Origin of the sequence: Caulobacter sp. NIBR1757, assembly GCF_027912495.1 — a bacterium.
GTDB lineage: Bacteria > Pseudomonadota > Alphaproteobacteria > Caulobacterales > Caulobacteraceae > Caulobacter.
The window spans coordinates 2,724,721-2,741,202 of the sequence record NZ_CP115463.1; the positions used below are offsets into that span (position 1 = coordinate 2,724,721).

The 16,482-nt window shown below is 65.6% G+C and carries 17 protein-coding genes; 6 read left to right on the top strand and 11 right to left on the bottom strand.

Annotated elements, in window-relative coordinates; genetic code table 11:
• Positions 1-22: 22 nt before the first annotated feature.
• Positions 23-2,383 carry a TonB-dependent receptor gene (locus O5I81_RS13430; protein WP_271065383.1) on the bottom strand — a complete coding sequence of 787 codons (2,361 nt, stop codon included), beginning with the start codon at positions 2,381-2,383 and terminating at the stop codon, positions 23-25.
• Between the two features lie 213 nt (positions 2,384-2,596).
• Between O5I81_RS13430 and O5I81_RS13435 the strand changes: the two genes are divergently transcribed.
• Complete coding sequence (locus O5I81_RS13435) at positions 2,597-3,256, top strand: TetR/AcrR family transcriptional regulator (RefSeq protein ID WP_271065384.1); 660 nt, start codon at positions 2,597-2,599, stop codon at positions 3,254-3,256.
• A gap of 99 nt (positions 3,257-3,355) precedes the next feature.
• On the opposite strand, the gene O5I81_RS13440 is transcribed toward O5I81_RS13435, so the two are convergent.
• Positions 3,356-4,144 (bottom strand): Coq4 family protein, encoded by a 789-nt coding sequence (locus O5I81_RS13440; RefSeq protein WP_271065385.1) that lies wholly within the window; start codon positions 4,142-4,144, stop codon positions 3,356-3,358.
• An 83-nt stretch (positions 4,145-4,227) separates the two neighbouring features.
• Here O5I81_RS13440 and O5I81_RS13445 point away from each other — a divergent pair, with 83 nt between their 5' ends.
• Entirely contained in the window at positions 4,228-4,440 is a 213-nt protein-coding gene (locus O5I81_RS13445; protein ID WP_271065386.1) for a ribbon-helix-helix domain-containing protein, read from the top strand.
• A 21-nt stretch (positions 4,441-4,461) separates the two neighbouring features.
• Here the strand turns inward: O5I81_RS13445 and O5I81_RS13450 are convergent, their stop codons facing one another.
• Positions 4,462-4,842 carry a hypothetical protein gene (locus O5I81_RS13450; protein WP_271065387.1) on the bottom strand — a complete coding sequence of 127 codons (381 nt, stop codon included), beginning with the start codon at positions 4,840-4,842 and terminating at the stop codon, positions 4,462-4,464.
• Between the two features lie 188 nt (positions 4,843-5,030).
• Here O5I81_RS13450 and O5I81_RS13455 point away from each other — a divergent pair, with 188 nt between their 5' ends.
• Positions 5,031-7,373 (top strand): UvrD-helicase domain-containing protein, encoded by a 2,343-nt coding sequence (locus O5I81_RS13455; RefSeq protein ID WP_271065388.1) that lies wholly within the window; start codon positions 5,031-5,033, stop codon positions 7,371-7,373.
• Between the two features lie 26 nt (positions 7,374-7,399).
• On the opposite strand, the gene O5I81_RS13460 is transcribed toward O5I81_RS13455, so the two are convergent.
• Together O5I81_RS13460 and O5I81_RS13465 are read right to left on the bottom strand one after the other, a co-directional pair.
• Complete coding sequence (locus tag O5I81_RS13460) at positions 7,400-7,897, bottom strand: hypothetical protein (RefSeq protein ID WP_271065389.1); 498 nt, start codon at positions 7,895-7,897, stop codon at positions 7,400-7,402.
• A gap of 5 nt (positions 7,898-7,902) precedes the next feature.
• Positions 7,903-9,024: an XRE family transcriptional regulator gene (locus O5I81_RS13465; RefSeq protein ID WP_271065390.1), complete on the bottom strand. Its 1,122-nt coding sequence runs from the start codon at positions 9,022-9,024 to the stop codon at positions 7,903-7,905.
• 307 nt (positions 9,025-9,331) lie between these two features.
• Here O5I81_RS13465 and O5I81_RS13470 point away from each other — a divergent pair, with 307 nt between their 5' ends.
• Positions 9,332-9,934, top strand: a complete 603-nt coding sequence (locus O5I81_RS13470; protein ID WP_271065391.1) for a hypothetical protein — start codon at positions 9,332-9,334, stop codon at positions 9,932-9,934.
• A gap of 71 nt (positions 9,935-10,005) precedes the next feature.
• Here O5I81_RS13470 and O5I81_RS13475 read toward each other — a convergent pair whose 3' ends face one another.
• Positions 10,006-11,490 (bottom strand): hypothetical protein, encoded by a 1,485-nt coding sequence (locus O5I81_RS13475; RefSeq protein WP_271065392.1) that lies wholly within the window; start codon positions 11,488-11,490, stop codon positions 10,006-10,008.
• Between the two features lie 352 nt (positions 11,491-11,842).
• Between O5I81_RS13475 and O5I81_RS13480 the strand changes: the two genes are divergently transcribed.
• Entirely contained in the window at positions 11,843-12,037 is a 195-nt protein-coding gene (locus O5I81_RS13480; RefSeq protein WP_271065393.1) for a hypothetical protein, read from the top strand.
• 220 nt (positions 12,038-12,257) lie between these two features.
• The gene (locus tag O5I81_RS13485) at positions 12,258-12,641 is read left to right on the top strand and encodes a response regulator (protein ID WP_271065394.1); all 384 of its coding nucleotides are present in this window, start codon (positions 12,258-12,260) and stop codon (positions 12,639-12,641) included.
• Between the two features lie 35 nt (positions 12,642-12,676).
• Here the strand turns inward: O5I81_RS13485 and O5I81_RS13490 are convergent, their stop codons facing one another.
• The 5 genes from O5I81_RS13490 to O5I81_RS13510 all read right to left on the bottom strand — a co-directional run bounded on the left by O5I81_RS13490 (position 12,677) and on the right by O5I81_RS13510 (position 16,393).
• Positions 12,677-13,060 (bottom strand): sensor histidine kinase, encoded by a 384-nt coding sequence (locus O5I81_RS13490; RefSeq protein WP_271065395.1) that lies wholly within the window; start codon positions 13,058-13,060, stop codon positions 12,677-12,679.
• A gap of 123 nt (positions 13,061-13,183) precedes the next feature.
• Positions 13,184-13,645 carry a DUF3237 domain-containing protein gene (locus O5I81_RS13495; protein ID WP_271065396.1) on the bottom strand — a complete coding sequence of 154 codons (462 nt, stop codon included), beginning with the start codon at positions 13,643-13,645 and terminating at the stop codon, positions 13,184-13,186.
• Positions 13,646-13,712: 67 nt separating this feature from the next.
• Positions 13,713-13,847, bottom strand: coding sequence for a hypothetical protein (locus tag O5I81_RS13500; RefSeq protein WP_271065397.1), 135 nt, complete (start codon positions 13,845-13,847; stop codon positions 13,713-13,715).
• A 170-nt stretch (positions 13,848-14,017) separates the two neighbouring features.
• Positions 14,018-14,785: an EAL domain-containing protein gene (locus O5I81_RS13505; RefSeq protein ID WP_271065398.1), complete on the bottom strand. Its 768-nt coding sequence runs from the start codon at positions 14,783-14,785 to the stop codon at positions 14,018-14,020.
• A gap of 435 nt (positions 14,786-15,220) precedes the next feature.
• Positions 15,221-16,393, bottom strand: a complete 1,173-nt coding sequence (locus O5I81_RS13510) for an acetyl-CoA C-acyltransferase (RefSeq protein ID WP_271065399.1) — start codon at positions 16,391-16,393, stop codon at positions 15,221-15,223.
• Positions 16,394-16,482 lie beyond the last annotated feature (89 nt).

Here is a 16,482-nt window from a genome sequence, read left to right on the forward strand (position 1 = left end):
CCGCACTGGGGTTGCCTGCGGCCTAGTAGCTGGCCCGCAGCGTCAGGCTGACCGTGCGGTCCTCGCCCGGCGTGCCGACGATCAGGCCGCTGTTGCCGGACACGATGGTGATGTTCTGGATGTACTCCTCGTCGAAGGCGTTGCGCACCAGGACGAAGGCCTCCCAACCGCTGTCCGACTTGAAGCCGGCCCGCAGGTTGACCAGCTGGTAGGCCGGCAGCCGGGCGTATTTCGACACCGCCGCGTCGGCGTAATAGTCCGACCGGAAGTTGGCGTCGGCGCCCAGGTAGCCCTCGCCGGAGACCTTGCCGAGCGTCAGCGCCTGGCGATACTCGCCACCGAACGCGCCGGCCCACTTCGACACGCCTGGCAGCTCCTTGCCGGACAGGTCGCAGGCCGCCGTCGCGGTGCCGATCCGCTCCAGCGGGCAGGGTCCGTTCTCGAAGCTGTCGTACTTGGCGTCGGTGTAGGCGAGGTTGGCGTAGAAGGTGAAGCCACCGATCGAGCGGGTGGTGGCGTCGACCTCGAACCCGTTCAAGGTCACCTTCTCGGCGTTGGCCAGGTAGCCGCGCAGCGCGCCGGGGCCGGTATCGACGACGTTGGCCTGGAAGTTCTCGACGTCGGTGGCGAACACCGCGGCGTTGAGCACGACCAGGTCATCGAACAGCTGGGTCTTCAGGCCGACTTCATAGGTTGTCACCTCCTCCGGCTTGACCACGGCGCTGACCAGCGACGGCGTGCCGGCCGCCGTGTTCGGGATACCGGCCATGTTGATGCCGCCCGACTTGAAGCCCTGCGACCAGGTTCCATAGAGGTGGACGTCCTCGGTGATGTCGTAGGACACCGCGATCTGGCCGGACCACGACCCGTCGCTGGTGCTGGCGGCATAGGCCTGAGGCCGGGCGATGCCCAGGCGACGGTTGATCAGGGTCGTGTCGGCCGTCACCAGCCCGCCGGAGACGGTGGCGACATAGTCGCCGTCCTTCTCTTCCTTGGTGTAGCGGATGCCGGGCGTGATGCGCAGCCTGTCTGTGATGTTCCAGGTCAGCTGGCCGAACGCCGCGTAGGAAGTGGTGTCGATGCTGCTGTCGTTGAGCACCGTATAGCCGTCCAGCAGGGCCGGCGGCGTCGCCGTGCCCGGCAGCAGCCAGTAGGTGGCGTCGGCACCATATTCCGTCACGCCGGCCGTGGTGATGGTCTGGTCGTAGTAGTAGAGGCCCGCCGTCCAGTCGATCGTGTTCGATGCATTGGAACCCAGCCGGATCTCCAGGCTGTCCTGCTTCTGGTGGCTGGGGTTGGCCGACTGACGGGTGACGTCGAGGGCGGTGTAGTCGCGGTCGTTGCGCGGCTCCCAGTCCCACTCACGGTGGGCGCCGATCACCGTCAGGGTGGCGAAGTCGAAGTCATAGTCGGCGGTCAGGGCATAGCCGCTGAGCCATTGGTCGGCCTGGATCAGGCTATCGACGTCGGCCTTGCGGTCATGGATGTTGCTGCTCGGCGGGGCATAGCCCTTGCCGGCGGCCAGGGCCGGGTACTGCTGATTGGCGGGCTTGAGGGTCGGGCCGTACTTCCAGAACAGCTGGGTGCAGCATTCAGGCTGCTGGCTGGTGTAGTCGGCGGCGAAGCGCAGCAGCAGCTTGTCGGTGGCCTGCCAGTAGATCTGGCCGCGCACGGTCTCGCTCTCGCGGGCGTTCTGGTCCGTCTTCTGGACCACGTTGTAGATGTCGCCGTCGCGATAGGTGGCGACCGCCGACAGCCGCACCGCCAGCACGTCCTTGACGATCGGCGCGGTGACCGAGCCCTTGAACTGGCGATAACTGTAGCTGCCGTAGCTGCCCTCGACCTGGGCCTCGAATTCCCGGGTGTTGGCGTCCCGGGTGACGATGTTCAGGGCCCCGGCCGTGGTGTTCTTGCCGAACAGGGTGCCCTGCGGCCCGCGCAGCACCTCTACCCGCTCGACGTCGATGAAGTCCGACAGGGCCGACCCAGGCCGCGAGTTGTAGACGCCATCGACATAAATGCCGACGCCCTGCTCCAGCCCGTCGTTGGCCAGGCCGTAGGAGGCGCCGAGGCCGCGGATGGTCAGGGCCGTGTTGCGGCCGTTCGGCGACAGCACCTGCAGGGTGGGCACCAGCTGGGTCAGCTGGCTGATATTGTTCACCCCGGCTTCCTCGAGCTTGACGCCGCTGGTCACCTGCAGCGCGATCGGCACGTCCTGGGCGCTTTCCTCGCGACGGCGGGCGGTGACGATCAGGGTGTCGACGGCGCCGTCGGCCGAGTCGGCCTCGATGGCGATGGCCGGCCCATCCTCGGCCGCGAAGACGGCGGGCGCCGCCATCAGCCAGGCGGCCCCGGTCAGCAGCAGAAGTCTGTGATTGGCCATGACAAGGCTCCCCGACCGCCCGCTCAGCCCCCATGGCGTCGCGTCCAGCCTGCGTCGCCTTTATTCCCACCATGGCGATAGGTTTAAACAGTTTTTCTGAAGACGCTTTTATCGGCGCCAACCAGGCCCGTTTCGAACACCTGTTTTATCGCCCTTGCCTAATTCCGCCGCGCCCGTAATGCTCCGTTTCCGGAAGGGAAGGGTTGGGTCACAGTGAGTCAGATTGAAAACGGCGCTCCCGAGGCCCCTGGCGAGGCCGAGGCGGCCACCAAACAGCTGGTCTTCAACGCCGCCGAGCGGTTGTTCGCCCTCAACGGCTTCCAGAACGTCTCGGTGCGCGACATCACCGCCGAGGCCGGCGTCAACCTGGCCTCCGTCAACTACCACTTCGGCTCCAAGGACAGCCTGCTGTTCGAGATCTTTCGCCGCCGCACCACCGAGCTGAACCGCGAACGGGCCCGCATGCTGCATGAGGTGACCGACGCCCACGGCGGCGCCCCGCCGGTGCGCGAGATCCTCACCGCCCTGATCGCCCCGCCCCTGCGTTGGCTTGATCCGGCCAACGACCGCCGCATCTCCCTGCAGTTCCTGATCCGCGCCCGCTCGGAAGGCGCCGCCGAGATCAGGGAGGTGCTGTCGACCGACGTCAGCCACCTGCGCCGCTTCAGCGACGCTCTGCTGGCGGCCCGGCCCGACCTGCCTCCGGAGGAGGTCTACTGGCGCCTGCATTTCGTGCTCGGCATGATCCACCAGAACCGCTTCATGGAACTGGACCGCCTGCACGTGCTGTCGGAAGGCCTCACCCGGGAAGACGACATCGCCGCCCTGCAACGGCGCATGGTCGATTTCGCCAGCGCCGGGTTCGAGGGTTAGGAATAATTGGGGACACGCACTATTTCGCGGCCCCGCCAGAGACAGCAGCCCGCCTGTGAAGCGAAATAGTGCGTGTCCCCAATTATTCCGTGTCCCCAATTATTCCGTCGTCGCCGGCTCGAACGCGCCGTCGCGCAGCTCGGGCGGGATCGACAGATAGACGGTCGGCGGCTTGATGCCGAGCCGGGCCCGCGCCGCTTCCAGATCCTCGGCGAACAGCGCCGGATAATCGACCTCGGGCAGCCAGGCCGCCGCCTTGCCGTTCCTGAACGCCTGCCGGATCGCCGCCCGGTAGGGCTGGCCGTTCTTCGCCTTGCCGAACTTCCCGCCGGCGGCGAGGGCGATGACGCCGAAGCCCAGGCTGCGCGTCTGCTCATACGAGAAGGCCACGAGGCAGGCCTCGCCCAGCGCGTCGGTGCGGTAGCCGCTCAGCACATGCCAGATGTCGTGCACGTCGCGCATGCGCCGGGCGTACCAGGTCAGCGGATGCGCCGCCTCGACCTGGGAATCACGGGTCTGCTCGCTGATTTCCTTCAGTCCGTCGGCGGTAAAGCCGCGCTCGTCCATATGGGCCAGGTAGGCCGCCCCGACCGTGCCGGGCGCGAAGCTTTCCAGCCACTGGCGGTCCATCAGCCGGTCGTTCAGCTCGTCGCGCTCATAGGCGATCCGCCCGCCACGCGGCGTCTTCATCAGCCGGGCGTAACCCTTGGCGATGGCATTGCCCGACAGCGCCCGCATCAGGTCGAACACCGCGGCGGTGTCCTCCTTGTCCTTCATCAGCCGGTTGACCGCCCTGAAGGCGCGGATCGGCTGCAGCCGCATGGTCTCGCCCTTGCGGAACTCGACTTCGGGGCGGCCAGCGGCGACGATGGGGGTCATGGCGTTCATGGTCGGAAACTCTGGGGAGAGGGTTTCGGCAGTCTAAGCGCCATTCAGTATGTTAACAGTGATTAGATCGCAAGGGGGTCAGATTGCCACGCCTGCAAAAACGCTCGGTGTCGCTGACGGGCCACGCTACCTCGCTGGCGCTGGAGCCCGAGTTCTGGGCGGTTCTCGACGCGGCGGCGGCGGCGGAGGCCCTCAGCACCGCCGCCCTCATCGTGCGCATCGACGCCGGCCGCGGCGAACGCCCGCTGGCCTCGGCCTGCCGGGTGTTCGCGCTTCAGGAAGCCCACCGTCGATGACGACGGTGGGTCGCCGCGCGCCTACGGCCCGGGAATGAGCTGAACGTTGTACAGGCTGTGGTTCATCTCGCCGGTGCTGACCTGCATCGCGGTGCCCTTCACCATGTCGTTGCCCTGCAGCATGCAGTTGCTGTTGCCGTTCATGTCGTTGGTGAAGCTGATCGACACCGGATAGGAACCGAGGCCGGTGAGTTGCACCATGGCCGTCGCCGTGCCGTTGACGTCGTTCGTCGACACCCCCCATTTGGCGCCCTGGTACTGCCCCAGCGAGGCGCCCTGGGTCGGCTCTTCGCCCTGGACCCAAGTATTGCCGCTGCCGAGCGTGGGGCCCTGGATGGTCAGGTTGCCCCGCGTGTCGTTGACGACGTTCACTTCGATGCTGCGATAGCCGAGGTCGGCCATGGGTGGTCTCCGTCCGGTGGGCGTTGCTGCTGTCGTAGAGGCCGGGCCGCCCCACCCCGGCCGCGACACGGCAAGGATGTATCATGTCATGCTCGTCCGTAAATAGCGTTCGCCGAACGCCATTCGCGGAAACCAGCCCCCTGCCCGCCCCTACATCTCGCCGCGTCTGTGCTACATACGTTCCCCTCATGCCAGAATCTCCCAACGACCCCCTCGCTCCCAGGATCTCCGACCTCGCCCGCGCCGATCGCGCGCCCGGCCAGCCCGACTACCTGCACGGCCTCAACCCCGAGCAGCGCCAGGCCGTGGAAGCCACCGAAGGCCCCGTCCTCGTCCTGGCCGGCGCCGGCACCGGCAAGACGCGCGTGCTGACCACCCGCCTGGCCCACATCCTGGCCACCGGCCGCGCCCGCCCGTGGGAGCTGCTCGCCGTCACCTTCACCAACAAGGCCGCTCGCGAGATGCGCGAGCGGATCGCCGCCATCATCGGCCCCAGCGCCGAGGGCCTGCGCTGGCTGGGCACCTTCCACAGCGTAGCCGCCCAGATCCTGCGCCGCCATGCCGATCTGGTGGGCCTGAAATCCAGCTACACCATCCTCGACACCGACGATCAGGAACGGCTGATCAAACAGGTCATCGAAGCCGCCGACATCGACGCCAAGCGCTGGACGCCGAAAACCCTCGCCGGCCTGATCGACCACTGGAAGAACCGCGGCTGGACGCCCGAAAACCTGCCCTCCCCGGAAAACAGCGCTTTCGCCAACAACCGCGGCCAGGAGCTCTACGCCGCCTACCAGGCCCGCCTGCGCACGCTTAACGCCTGCGACTTCGGCGACCTGCTGCTGCACAACATCACCATATTCCAGAAGCACCCGGACATCCTGGCCGAGTACCACGACCGCTTCCGTTACATCCTCGTCGACGAGTACCAGGACACCAACGTCGCCCAGTACCTGTGGCTGCGGCTGCTCGGCCAGGCCCGCCAGAACGTCTGCTGCGTCGGCGACGACGACCAGTCGATCTACGGCTGGCGCGGGGCCGAGGTCGACAACATCCTGCGCTTCGAGCGCGACTTCCCGGGCGCCGCCGTCATCCGGCTGGAGCGCAACTACCGCTCGACCCGCAACATCCTGGCCGCCGCCAGCGGCCTGATCGCCGAGAACAAGGGCCGCCTTGGCAAGACCCTGTGGACCGAGGACCAGGCCGGCGAAAAGGTCATGGTCCGCGGCGTCTGGGACGGCGAGGCCGAGAGCCGCCTGATCGCAGAGGAGATCGAGCGCTGGAAGAAGTCCGGCCGGCGCTATCGGGACGTCGCCATCCTGGTGCGCGCCTCCTTCCAGATGCGCGCCTTCGAAGAGCGCTTCGTCATGCTGGCCATCCCCTACAAGGTGATCGGCGGCCCCCGCTTCTTCGAGCGGGCCGAAATCCGCGACGCCCATGCCTACCTGCGCCTGATCCAGTCGCCCGACGACGACCTGGCCTTCGAGCGCATCGTCAATGTGCCCAAGCGCGGCATCGGCGACACCAGCGTCCAGAAGATCCTCACCCTGGCCCGCCACCACGGGATCAGCGCCATCGACGCCAGCCGAGGCCTCGTCAACACCGACGAACTGGTCGGCAAGACCCGCACGGCCCTCGCCTCTTTCGTCCGCGACATCGACCGCTGGACCGCCCAGCTGCAGAGCGGCCAGACCGACCACGTCCGCCTGACCGAGACCATCCTGGAGGAGAGCGGCTACACCGACGCCCTGCGCCTCGACAAAGGCCCGACCAGCCAGACCCGGCTGGAAAACCTCAAGGAGCTGGTCCAGTCGATGGGCCAGTTCGACGCCCTCGGCGACTATCTCGAGCACGTCTCCCTGGTCATGGACCTCGACCGGGGCGGCGGCGACAACGACAGCGTCCAGATCATGACCCTGCACAGCGCCAAGGGCCTGGAATTCCCCCTGGTCTTCCTGCCCGGCTGGGAGGAAGGCGTCTTCCCCAGCCAGCGCAGCATGGACGAGAAGGGCGAGAAGGGCCTGGAGGAGGAACGGCGCCTCGCCTACGTCGGCATCACCCGCGCCCGCGAACAGGCCCGCATCAGCTTCGCCGCCAACCGCCAGGTCTACGGCCGCTGGACCACCCAGCTCCCCAGCCGCTTCGTCGATGAACTGCCGCCGGAGACGGTCGATGCGGCGTCCGAGACGGGCTACTACGGCGGCGGCCCCGGCATGAGCCAGCCCACCACCAGCCGCTGGGACGCCGACTCCAGCTTCGGCCAGGGCTACACCTCCCCCGGCTGGAAACGCGCCCAGGCGAGGAGCTACCAGGGCAGCCACCCCGGCCGCCAACAGGTCATCGAAGGCGAAGGCCGCCTGGTGGCGGTGTCAGCGCCCGAGAAGGAGAGCGCCTACGCGAAGGGGGACCGGGTGTTCCACATCAAGTTCGGCTACGGCGCGGTCGTGGCCGTGGAGGGGAACAAGCTGACGGTGGCGTTCGAGCAGGCGGGGGAGAAGAAGGTGATCGACTCGTTCGTGGAGCGGGGGTGATCACCAACGCGGCAGGCCGCCCTTCGCTAGAAGACTCCCAAGATGAGCTTGCGAACAAATCCGTCCAACCATTCCCGCTCAAAATTCTCTTTGAGAGGAGCAGGTGGCCGGAAGCCGATGTCGGCAAACAGCTCCTCCAAGGAAATGAGCCTCTCTCGGAAACCCGCCTCATACCCAAATCTAACGCTGGCTTTGTCTGGTCCGCATAGAATCCAAGCATCTTTACGAGTTATGGCGTGGGCCCAAAGTTCCCTTTCTCCAGCGTCTAGATTGTTCCCTCCACGCACAGCGACTTCAGCCATTTCGCGCTGAGACACAGTATGAATTTGGGAGAACGAACTGCGAAGTTCCGCCTCTTCAATCTGATGCTCCGGACGGCGCCGCTGCTTCCCCGTCTGAGTTTCTTCGATACATTTTTCAACAGTTTCAAGATCATAGCCACCCGCGAGCGGCCGCCAAAACCCACGCTTGTGGCACTCAAGGATCACGTTTGTGTCGATGAGTACCACTCGGCGCGCGGTCATGATTGCTAAAGCTCAGCGGGCCGGTCGATCCCAAACGTCTCACAAAGATCGCCTAGGTCTTCCGCCGTCATATCAAGCAGAGAAGCAGCGCGCCTTGATGACAAATGCCCTGCTTCTATCGCCGCAACTATCGTCCTGACGAACGGCCCGCTGAACAAGGGCGGTGGTTCTTCAGGACCTCGGTCACGTGCCGTTCGAGTCAGAACGTCATTCTGTACCTTGGCGGCAGCCGGATAGCGGCGTGAGTTCACGAGACGCCATTTAAGGGCCAGCCCTGAAACACCGAGCTCGGCTGCTGCTGCCGCAAGCCAAACATCAAGGTCCCCTTGAGGCTCTCCGAGTTTTTCCAGCGCATCTCCAGGCATCAAAAGACCCGACGCGAAATTATCGGCCAGTCGCTCGATACGCTGATTTCGTTTTCCAGATTGGGTACGAGGCTGTTCCGCAGAATCAACTTCCGATGATTCGACCCGCTCAGGCTTCATCGTGTCCCAAGTCAGGATATGAAAGAACTCATGGGCAAGATCGTAGTTTCTCCTTGCCTCAGATTCATGCCTATTGATAAGCACAGCGTTCAGCTCGGGCAAACGACAGGCAGCACCCGACACGCCTTGGATGGCATCAACCATCAGGACAAGAATGCCGTACCGCTGCTCCATCACCTCAGCCAAACGGTGAGCTGGCGCTGACCCCAACTCAAGTTCAGCAGCAACCGCTTCGCCGGCAGCAACAGCATCCTCAAATTGGCTAGTATGAGTGAGCCCAAGCCTTGGCATGATGACTGGTAGGCGACCGTCACCCAATCGATTAAGCTCGCGATACGCTCCAATCCACTCACCAGCTTTTGCCTCGTAAGCGTCTAAGGCGTCCGACGGCACATGATGCTGCCGCCAAGAGAAGCTCTCTTTTTCAAATAGCAAAAATGGGTTGGTGAGCTGCTCAAGGCTGACCTCGAACCGTTCCACAATTTTGATCAGCTCATCGGCCTTGAGGCGACGTTGGCCCGCTTCGATTTGGGAAACGCTCTGCCTATCATTCAAGCTGAGAATTTGCGCAACGTCCGCTTGGGACATGCGACTTGCCACCCGCAATGCCCTAATGCGGCGGCCGATGGTTTGATCAATCATGTTGCCAGGTTCCCTGTCGCCATATGATCTTGCATTTGCATAATTGCAAGATGCCATTGCACTGGCTTTTACGCGCCTAGGCTGAACGTCCGATGAAGCGTATAGCCTCACGGGGTCGTCGCTTTGTTATCGAAGCGCATTTTACCACGGTTTGACGCACCCAGCCCCAGCGCCCCATTCCATTCCGGAGAAAATAAGCACATGCAATCTCGCCCGACATGTGCGGACGCCTGTATGTAGAGGGACGCAGTCGACACCCCCTCAGGACGAGCTTAACGTCTCAATTGAATATCTGGGGGAACTACGCATGGGCGCGCTACTCGCAATTTTGGCCATTCCGATAATGCTGCTGAACTGGCTCGGCGGGATCGTCGGGTTCATATGGCTCATCGTCTTGGGCGACTGGGCGACGATCGGACTGGGAGTGGCCGTCCTCCTAGTCGGCACTTTCGCCATCGGCCTCGCTTTGGCTCCCGGAATGCTCGTAATGGCCCCCATGGCCGCTCTGTATGAGCGTGGGCGGCGAACAAGTGCTTTGGTCATCGGAGCTTTGGGTCTCCTTTGGACCTATGCTGTGCTCACCGTGTGGTGCGTAGGAATGTTCACCTACATGCTGTCTCGCGCTGAGGGCGACAGCATCATTCCCTATTTGCTTTGGGGATATGGTGCCGCCACGGGCCCGTGGACTTACATGGCCCACAAAGAAAGCAGAGCTGATCCTTCCGCTCCAGCTACAATGACAGCTTTCGCCGCCCAACTGGGCGTAATGTCAATGATGGTTGGAGCTTTGATCGATCAAAGTGATCTTTCGTTTGAGCGACTCGCCTGGTTCTTCGTTCCGTTTGTTGGAATGTGCTTGGTTGCCCAGCTGGCACTCGCAGCGCTCGCTTCGCGAGAGCGCCAGTTCTAATCCCTATTCCATCACCTCCCGGGAATGTAGGGACACACACCACTTTCGTTTCGCAAAGATGATCAGGGTTTCTAACGGGCCGACCGGCGGTTGATGCGCCCAGCTAGCCGGTCGATCTGACTGATCTGATCGAGCATTGCATACCGAGTTGCCAACTCGTGCGCATCGCTCAGCGTGTCTAGCGCCAGCAAGGGGGCGCCGGCCATAAGATAGGCTCGGCCGAGCTTGCGCTTCGCCCTCACCAGAAACCCGCTAGGCGGCTCCGATTCCAGCAGGGCGACGCCTTCCTCCATCAGGTCCAGGCCACGGCGCGTCTGCCGGCTTCGCACCAGCGCGAACCCCAGTTCGGACAAAGCATCACCGATGGATCCCGGCGTCGCCGCCTCATGGTTCCTGCGCAGATCGACGGTCCGTTCATAGTCGGCAATAGCGCTTTTTCGATCGCCCATGGCCTGCAGAATGCTGCCGCGAAGGGCGTGGTTTCCCGATGACGCGCCCTTCAAAAAGGCGGCGTCGATGTGCTTGCTGGAGGTCTTGAGAACCTCGGCCTTTAGCCATGGAGCCCCGAGGGTCTTTGCTATGGAATAGTATTCGCTGGCCAGAGCTCCATGAGGCGCATCCCTCAAGTCGCCATTCGCCGCGCGGATACGGGACAGGGAGCCCAGAGCGGCAAGGCACCCCATCAACGGATGGCCATGCAGGCCATACCAGGCGCCGGCGCTGTTCCACGCAGACAAGGCCCGGTCCCAGTAGGGAATCAAGGCCATCGCCCGTGGCTCGGATGGCGGCGCCCCCATCAACTCCCGGATGGCCATCCAGAGAAACGTCAGCTTTCCGTGATGATCCGCCTCCAGATCAGCCTTAGCGAGGAGATGCTCAAGAACATCACGCGAAGGCTCTGTGGCTGCCGGATCGCCGAGTCCGTTCAGGAACTGGATTCCCGGCGGCTGGTCGAGCGGATCATAGGGTTGATAGCGCGTGCCCGTTAGACGGTCGGCCATTCGCTTGCCGGAAGCGACCGCCCCCGCGAGCCAGGGAAACCGGTTCGGCCGGGTCTGGCGTTCCAGAAGCGCCTCCACCCGATGAAAGATCTCGTCTTCGTCCAACGGCGTCCATGATAGCCCCGGAAAGGCGGGGGCGAGGAGGCGAAGTAATCCCTCAAGCCTCGGGCTGGGCGGCGCACCTTTAAGCAGGAATATGTGCGCCGGCTTTCGCAGCAACGCCGCCTCAAAGAGCTCGAGCTCGAAGTAGGAGGCCTGGACCTGCTCTCCCGGGGAAAGTTCGACGCCGGAACCGTGTCGGCTGCGGGCGACCGCGACGTAGACATCAGACTCCCGGACGCCCGAGACGCAGAACATCGCCTTGCTCAGGGGCAGTGTCGGTGCGTTCGGGTCCAATACCTTGTGACTTTCTGCGAGCCACACCGGCAGATTGGCCGCCGCACCCGGGTCGTCACGATCAAAAGGCGGATTCAGCGCCATGACGCGGTCACGGATATTCAACCGCTGCCGTTCCGGATCATCGAAGCAGGATGAGAAGAAGAGCTTTGAAGGCATCGCTCACTCGCAGGAAATTTGCGCTCAGCAGTGTGATACGAACGGCCCCACTCCACCACCTCCGGTATACGCAGCCACATCCCTCGGAACCGGGACCTTGTCGCCGCCCTCGGAATGTAGAGACACACACACCTCGTTTCGGCCGAGCGCCTGCTGGATCGCCGCCGCGCACCCAGCCGAAGGCCGGCCGGGCGTGCTCCGGAACCGCCGTGTCTCGCCCCGACGCGAGCCCGGACGACGCGCGCCAACGTCTCTGTGACCAACACGCTCCCCCCACCCGCATTGCCTCCCCTCCATCCAGAGCCCATGGTGACCACCGCCCCACCCGTCCCGGGCGCGCAGGAGCACCACCATGGCCGCCCGTCCCGCCTTCGTTCTGACCGCCCCCACCGTGCCGGTGTTCGCCATCGCCCTGCTGCTGGCGATCGCGGCTCTCGTCGCCCACTACGGCGGCGTGGCCATTCCCTGGGTCAGCGGCCATGTCGTCGAGACCCTCACCGCCGCCTTCGCCCTGCTGACCGCCGGCGTGGTGCTGCGCGGGCTTTGACCGGCGGCCGGCGCCAGGTCCTGGGCCGGCGGACATAGATCTCGCCCGGATCGCTCGCTTCCGGCCCTTGCGCAGCCGTCCGGCCACGCCGGGGGGCTCGGCCGTCACACTTGAGGGCCTCCACCGCGTTCCCGGATTGCCCTCCGTGCAACGCGGGCACACCGCCGGAAACATTCGCCTCCGGACGCAACAACTCCGCCCGCCCCGGCTTTTCTCTGCCATGACCGAGCCCCAAACCCCCAAGACGGTCCTGGTCGTCGAGGACGAGCCGCTGATCCGGGCGCTCAGCGTCTACGAGTTGGAGGACGCCGGCTACGTCGTGCTGGAGGCGCCGACCGCCATCGAAGCGCTGGCCATCCTGCAGTCGGGCGCGGCCATCGCCGTCGTCTTCACCGACGTCAACATGCCGGGCGACCTGGACGGCCAGGAGCTGTCGAAGCTGGTCCGCGAGCGATGGCCGCAGGTTCGACTGATCGTCACCTCCGGCGGCGGACAGGTGGGTCCGGGCGACGTGCGTCCCCCCGCCCGGTTCTTTCCCAAGCCCTATCGCCTCGACCAGATGATCGCCGCCGTCCGGGAGATGGTCGGCGACCCGGAAGCGTAGATCCCGCCGACCGGCGCCTCACCCGGCCCGGGCGCTCAGCCGTCAAGCCGGGCGGTCGGGATTCTGAGCCTGGCGATCAGGCCTTCGGGCGGCCAGTCATAGGTCACCCCGCCGCGGAAATGGCTGCCCACAATGCGGGCCAGCAGCTTGCTGCCAAAGCCCTTGCCGGCGGCCGGCGGCTCCACCGTCGGCCCGCCGCGCTCGGTCCAGGTGATGATGGCGTCCTCGCCCTCGATCAGGCAGGCGACGTCCAGCAGTCCGGCCGGCGCCGACAGGGGCCCGTGCTTGACCGAATTGGTCGCCAGTTCATGCAGCACCAGCGCCAGGTTGGTGGCCGGCGCCTCGCCGATGCCCATCCTCGGCGCCGACACCCGCACCCGGCCGCTGAACGCCCCCAGGTCGTCGTAGGGCCGCAGCAACAGCGGAACGCTCAGGAGCGGACTTTGGCCCCGCCGACAGCAAACTTCGCGATCAGCGGGCGGGAGCGCCAAACCGGCCCGCGACTGGAGGTACGGCCGGCAGCTTTGACGGCCGCGCGGGCCTCACCCAACCTCGAACAGGCGATAGACCGGCCCCGCCGGCGTCTGCTCGCCCACCCCGACCACCACGGCGTCATTCAGCCAGCCATAGGCCGGCGCGCCGCATTCGAAGCGGGCGGTGATGGCCAGGGAGTATTCCTCCGGCGCCAGCTGGCCGCCGCGCTGGAAGCGCGTCATGGCCTCCGCCTCGGCCAGGAAGCGGCCCTGGTATGTCAGGTAGACGGTCGCGCCGTCGTGGGTCTTCAGGGTCAGGCGGACGTCGATGACCATGACGCCGTCCGGCCGGTCGATGACCCAGTCGTGGCCGCCCAGCACCGTTCCGCTCAGCCGCTCGCCTTCGAACCGCCCGCCGGTGACGGTGGCGATGCGCCGGCGGCCGGCCGGCGTCTTGCCGACGGTGACCAGCTGGTCGAAGGCGACGGTCAGGGTCAGGGTGGTCAGAGGCCGATGCGGAAGCGTGCTCATGTCCACGGCGTTAGCATGTCGCCGCGGGCGACGAAACGCGGCGACCGGGCCCGCCTCGTCCCGGCGGTCAGGCGTCCGGGGGCGCTGGACTCGGCTCATCCTCCGGCACGATGCTTCCCGGCCCATGCAGGCGGCCCACGAAGCGCGAGCCTTGCCAGACCTCGATGCCGGTCGGCCCCACCCGCTTGAACCCCCAGGTCATGGCCGCCCCATCGCTGAAAAAGACCGCGACGGCCGCCTGTTCCAGGCCTGAGGGGCTGAGGGTGTAAAATCGGTACGCGGGCACGCCCAATACCTAGGCAAGGTTCGCGGCCGGCGCCATCCTGGATCGACGTCTGGCGCCAGGGCCGCGAGGGCCGGCCCGCCGCCGCCTTACGCCCGCCGCGCCTCGTCGGCCGCCGCCCGCACCCAGGATACGGAGGGCAGGGCCGCCGTTTCAGGCCTGGCCAGCAGGTAGCCCTGCATCAGGTTGACGCCCATGTCGCGCAGGACGTCGTGCTCGGCCACGGTCTCGATCCCTTCGCAGACCACGTCGATCTCCAGGTCGCGCAGCATGGCCAGGGTGTGGCCGACGATGGTGCGTTTCACCTTGTCCCGGTCGATGTCGCGGATCAGTCCCATGTCCAGCTTGACGATGTCGGGCTGGAACAGGCTCAGCACCCCGAGCCCCGCATAGCCGGCCCCGAAGTCGTCGATCGCCGTCCTGAACCCCATCGAGCGATAGGTCCGCAGGATGTTCAGCAGGTGATGGGGATCCACCGCCTCGTCCTCGGTGAACTCAAAGATGATGCGGTTAAGCGGAAAGCCCGTCCGCATGGCGGCCGCCAGGGTCAGCCGGATGCAGGCCTTCGGCTCGTAGACGGCGTTGGGCAGGAAGTTGATCGACAGGCTGGCGCCGTCCGCCGCCAGGTTCAGGCCGGCGGCCTCTTCGATCGCCGTGGTGCGGCATTGCTGGTCGAAGGCATAGCGGTTCTCGGGCGAGACCTCGGCCAGCACGTCGCCCGCGCCCCGCCCGTCCTGTCCCCGGACCAGGGCCTCGTAGGCGAACACGGTCTGCGTCCGCACATCGACAATCGGTTGGAACGCCATGGTGATGGGCAGATCGAACCCGGCTCCATCCTGGCACCCGTTGCAGGCCATTACGCTTACCTTTCCTTACGCCTCCCCACCCTATCGCGCGGAGGTTAAGGATCGCCTGCCCCGGGGCATGACAGGTCCAAACCCATGGGCGGGCCGGGAATTCTGACGCGAAATTTTCACATAAATTCAATGGCATACTGAATATGTCTAGACATATTCATGGTCATTTCGGGCCGTCGGCCGGCCCTGCGACGCCGGCCGCCCGGCCCTGTAGGTCGCCGACCGCACAAACCAGGCCACAATTGCCGACAGCCGACCTACGCCCGCCCTACGCCACGCCCTACATCCGCAGGCAGTCGGCCCACGTGGAAGGCACGCGATTTCAAAGGCTTGAGACGAAGGATCGCCCCTACCGGCCGATCGCCGGCTATAATGGTAGGCCGCTTCGATAGCGGGCGGGGCCGGCAACCGCCGCCCCCGCCGCGCCGCAACCGCCTAGTAGATCTCGAACAGACCGGCGCCCCCTTGGCCGCCGCCGATGCACATGGTCACAACGCCCCACTTGGCCCCGCGACGCTTGCCTTCCTGCAGCAGGTGGCCCGTGCACCGCGCGCCGGTCATGCCGAACGGGTGGCCGATGGCGATGGAGCCGCCGTTGACGTTGTACTTCTCCGGATCGATGCCCAGCCGGTCACGGCTGTACAGGCACTGGCTGGCGAAGGCCTCGTTCAGCTCCCACAGGTCGATGTCGTCGACCTTCAGGCCCTGGCGCTGCAGCAGGCGCGGCACGGCGAACACCGGGCCGATGCCCATCTCGTCGGGCTCGCAGCCGGCGGCGGCCCAGCTGACGAAGCGGCCCATGGGCTCGAGGCCGCGGCGCGCCGCTTCCTTGGCTTCCATAACCACCACGGCGGCGGCGCCGTCGCTCAGCTGGCTGGCGTTGCCGGCGGTGATGAACTTGCCGGGGCCCTTGACCGGCTGCAGGGACGAAAGGCCCTCGAGCGTGGTGTCGGGGCGGTTGCACTCGTCGCGATCGACCACGTAGTCGACGATGGACTCTTCCTTGGTGGCCTTGTCGACGACCTTCATCTTGGTCGCCATCGGCACGATTTCGTCGGCGAACTTGCCGGCCGCCTGGGCCGCCGCCATCCGCTGCTGGGACTGCAGGCTGTATTCGTCCTGGTATTCGCGGGAGACGCCGTAGCGCTCGGCGACGATGTCGGCGGTGTCGATCATGGCCATGTAGATGGCCGGGGCGATGTCCAGCAGGTGCGGGTCGTTGGCGGCCGCGCCGCCGGCCCCGCCGCCCGGAATGGAGATGCTCTCCACCCCGCCGGCCACGACGATCTCGCCGCCGTCGCCGCGGATGTGGTTGGCGGCCATGGCGATGGCCTGCAGGCCGGAGGAGCAGAAACGGTTGATGGTCACCCCGGCGGTGGTCACCGGCATCCCGGCCAGCAGCGCCGCCAGACGGCCGATGTTGGCCGCGCCATGGGCGTTGTTGCCCAGGTAGCAGTCCTCGATGTCGGCCGGGTCGACGCCCGACTTGGCCACCGCGTGTTTGATGGCATGCGCCGCCAGGCTCATCGGCGGGGTGATGTTGAAGCCGCCGCGCCCGGCCTTGGCCAGGCCCGTGCGGGCATAGGAGACGATGACGGCTTCACGCATGGCTTGGGGTTCCCTTCCCGAGGATTTTTCCAGTTGGCCCATACTGGCAGGAAGAGCAGCGATTTGAACAGATGTTTAAAGACCGCCCC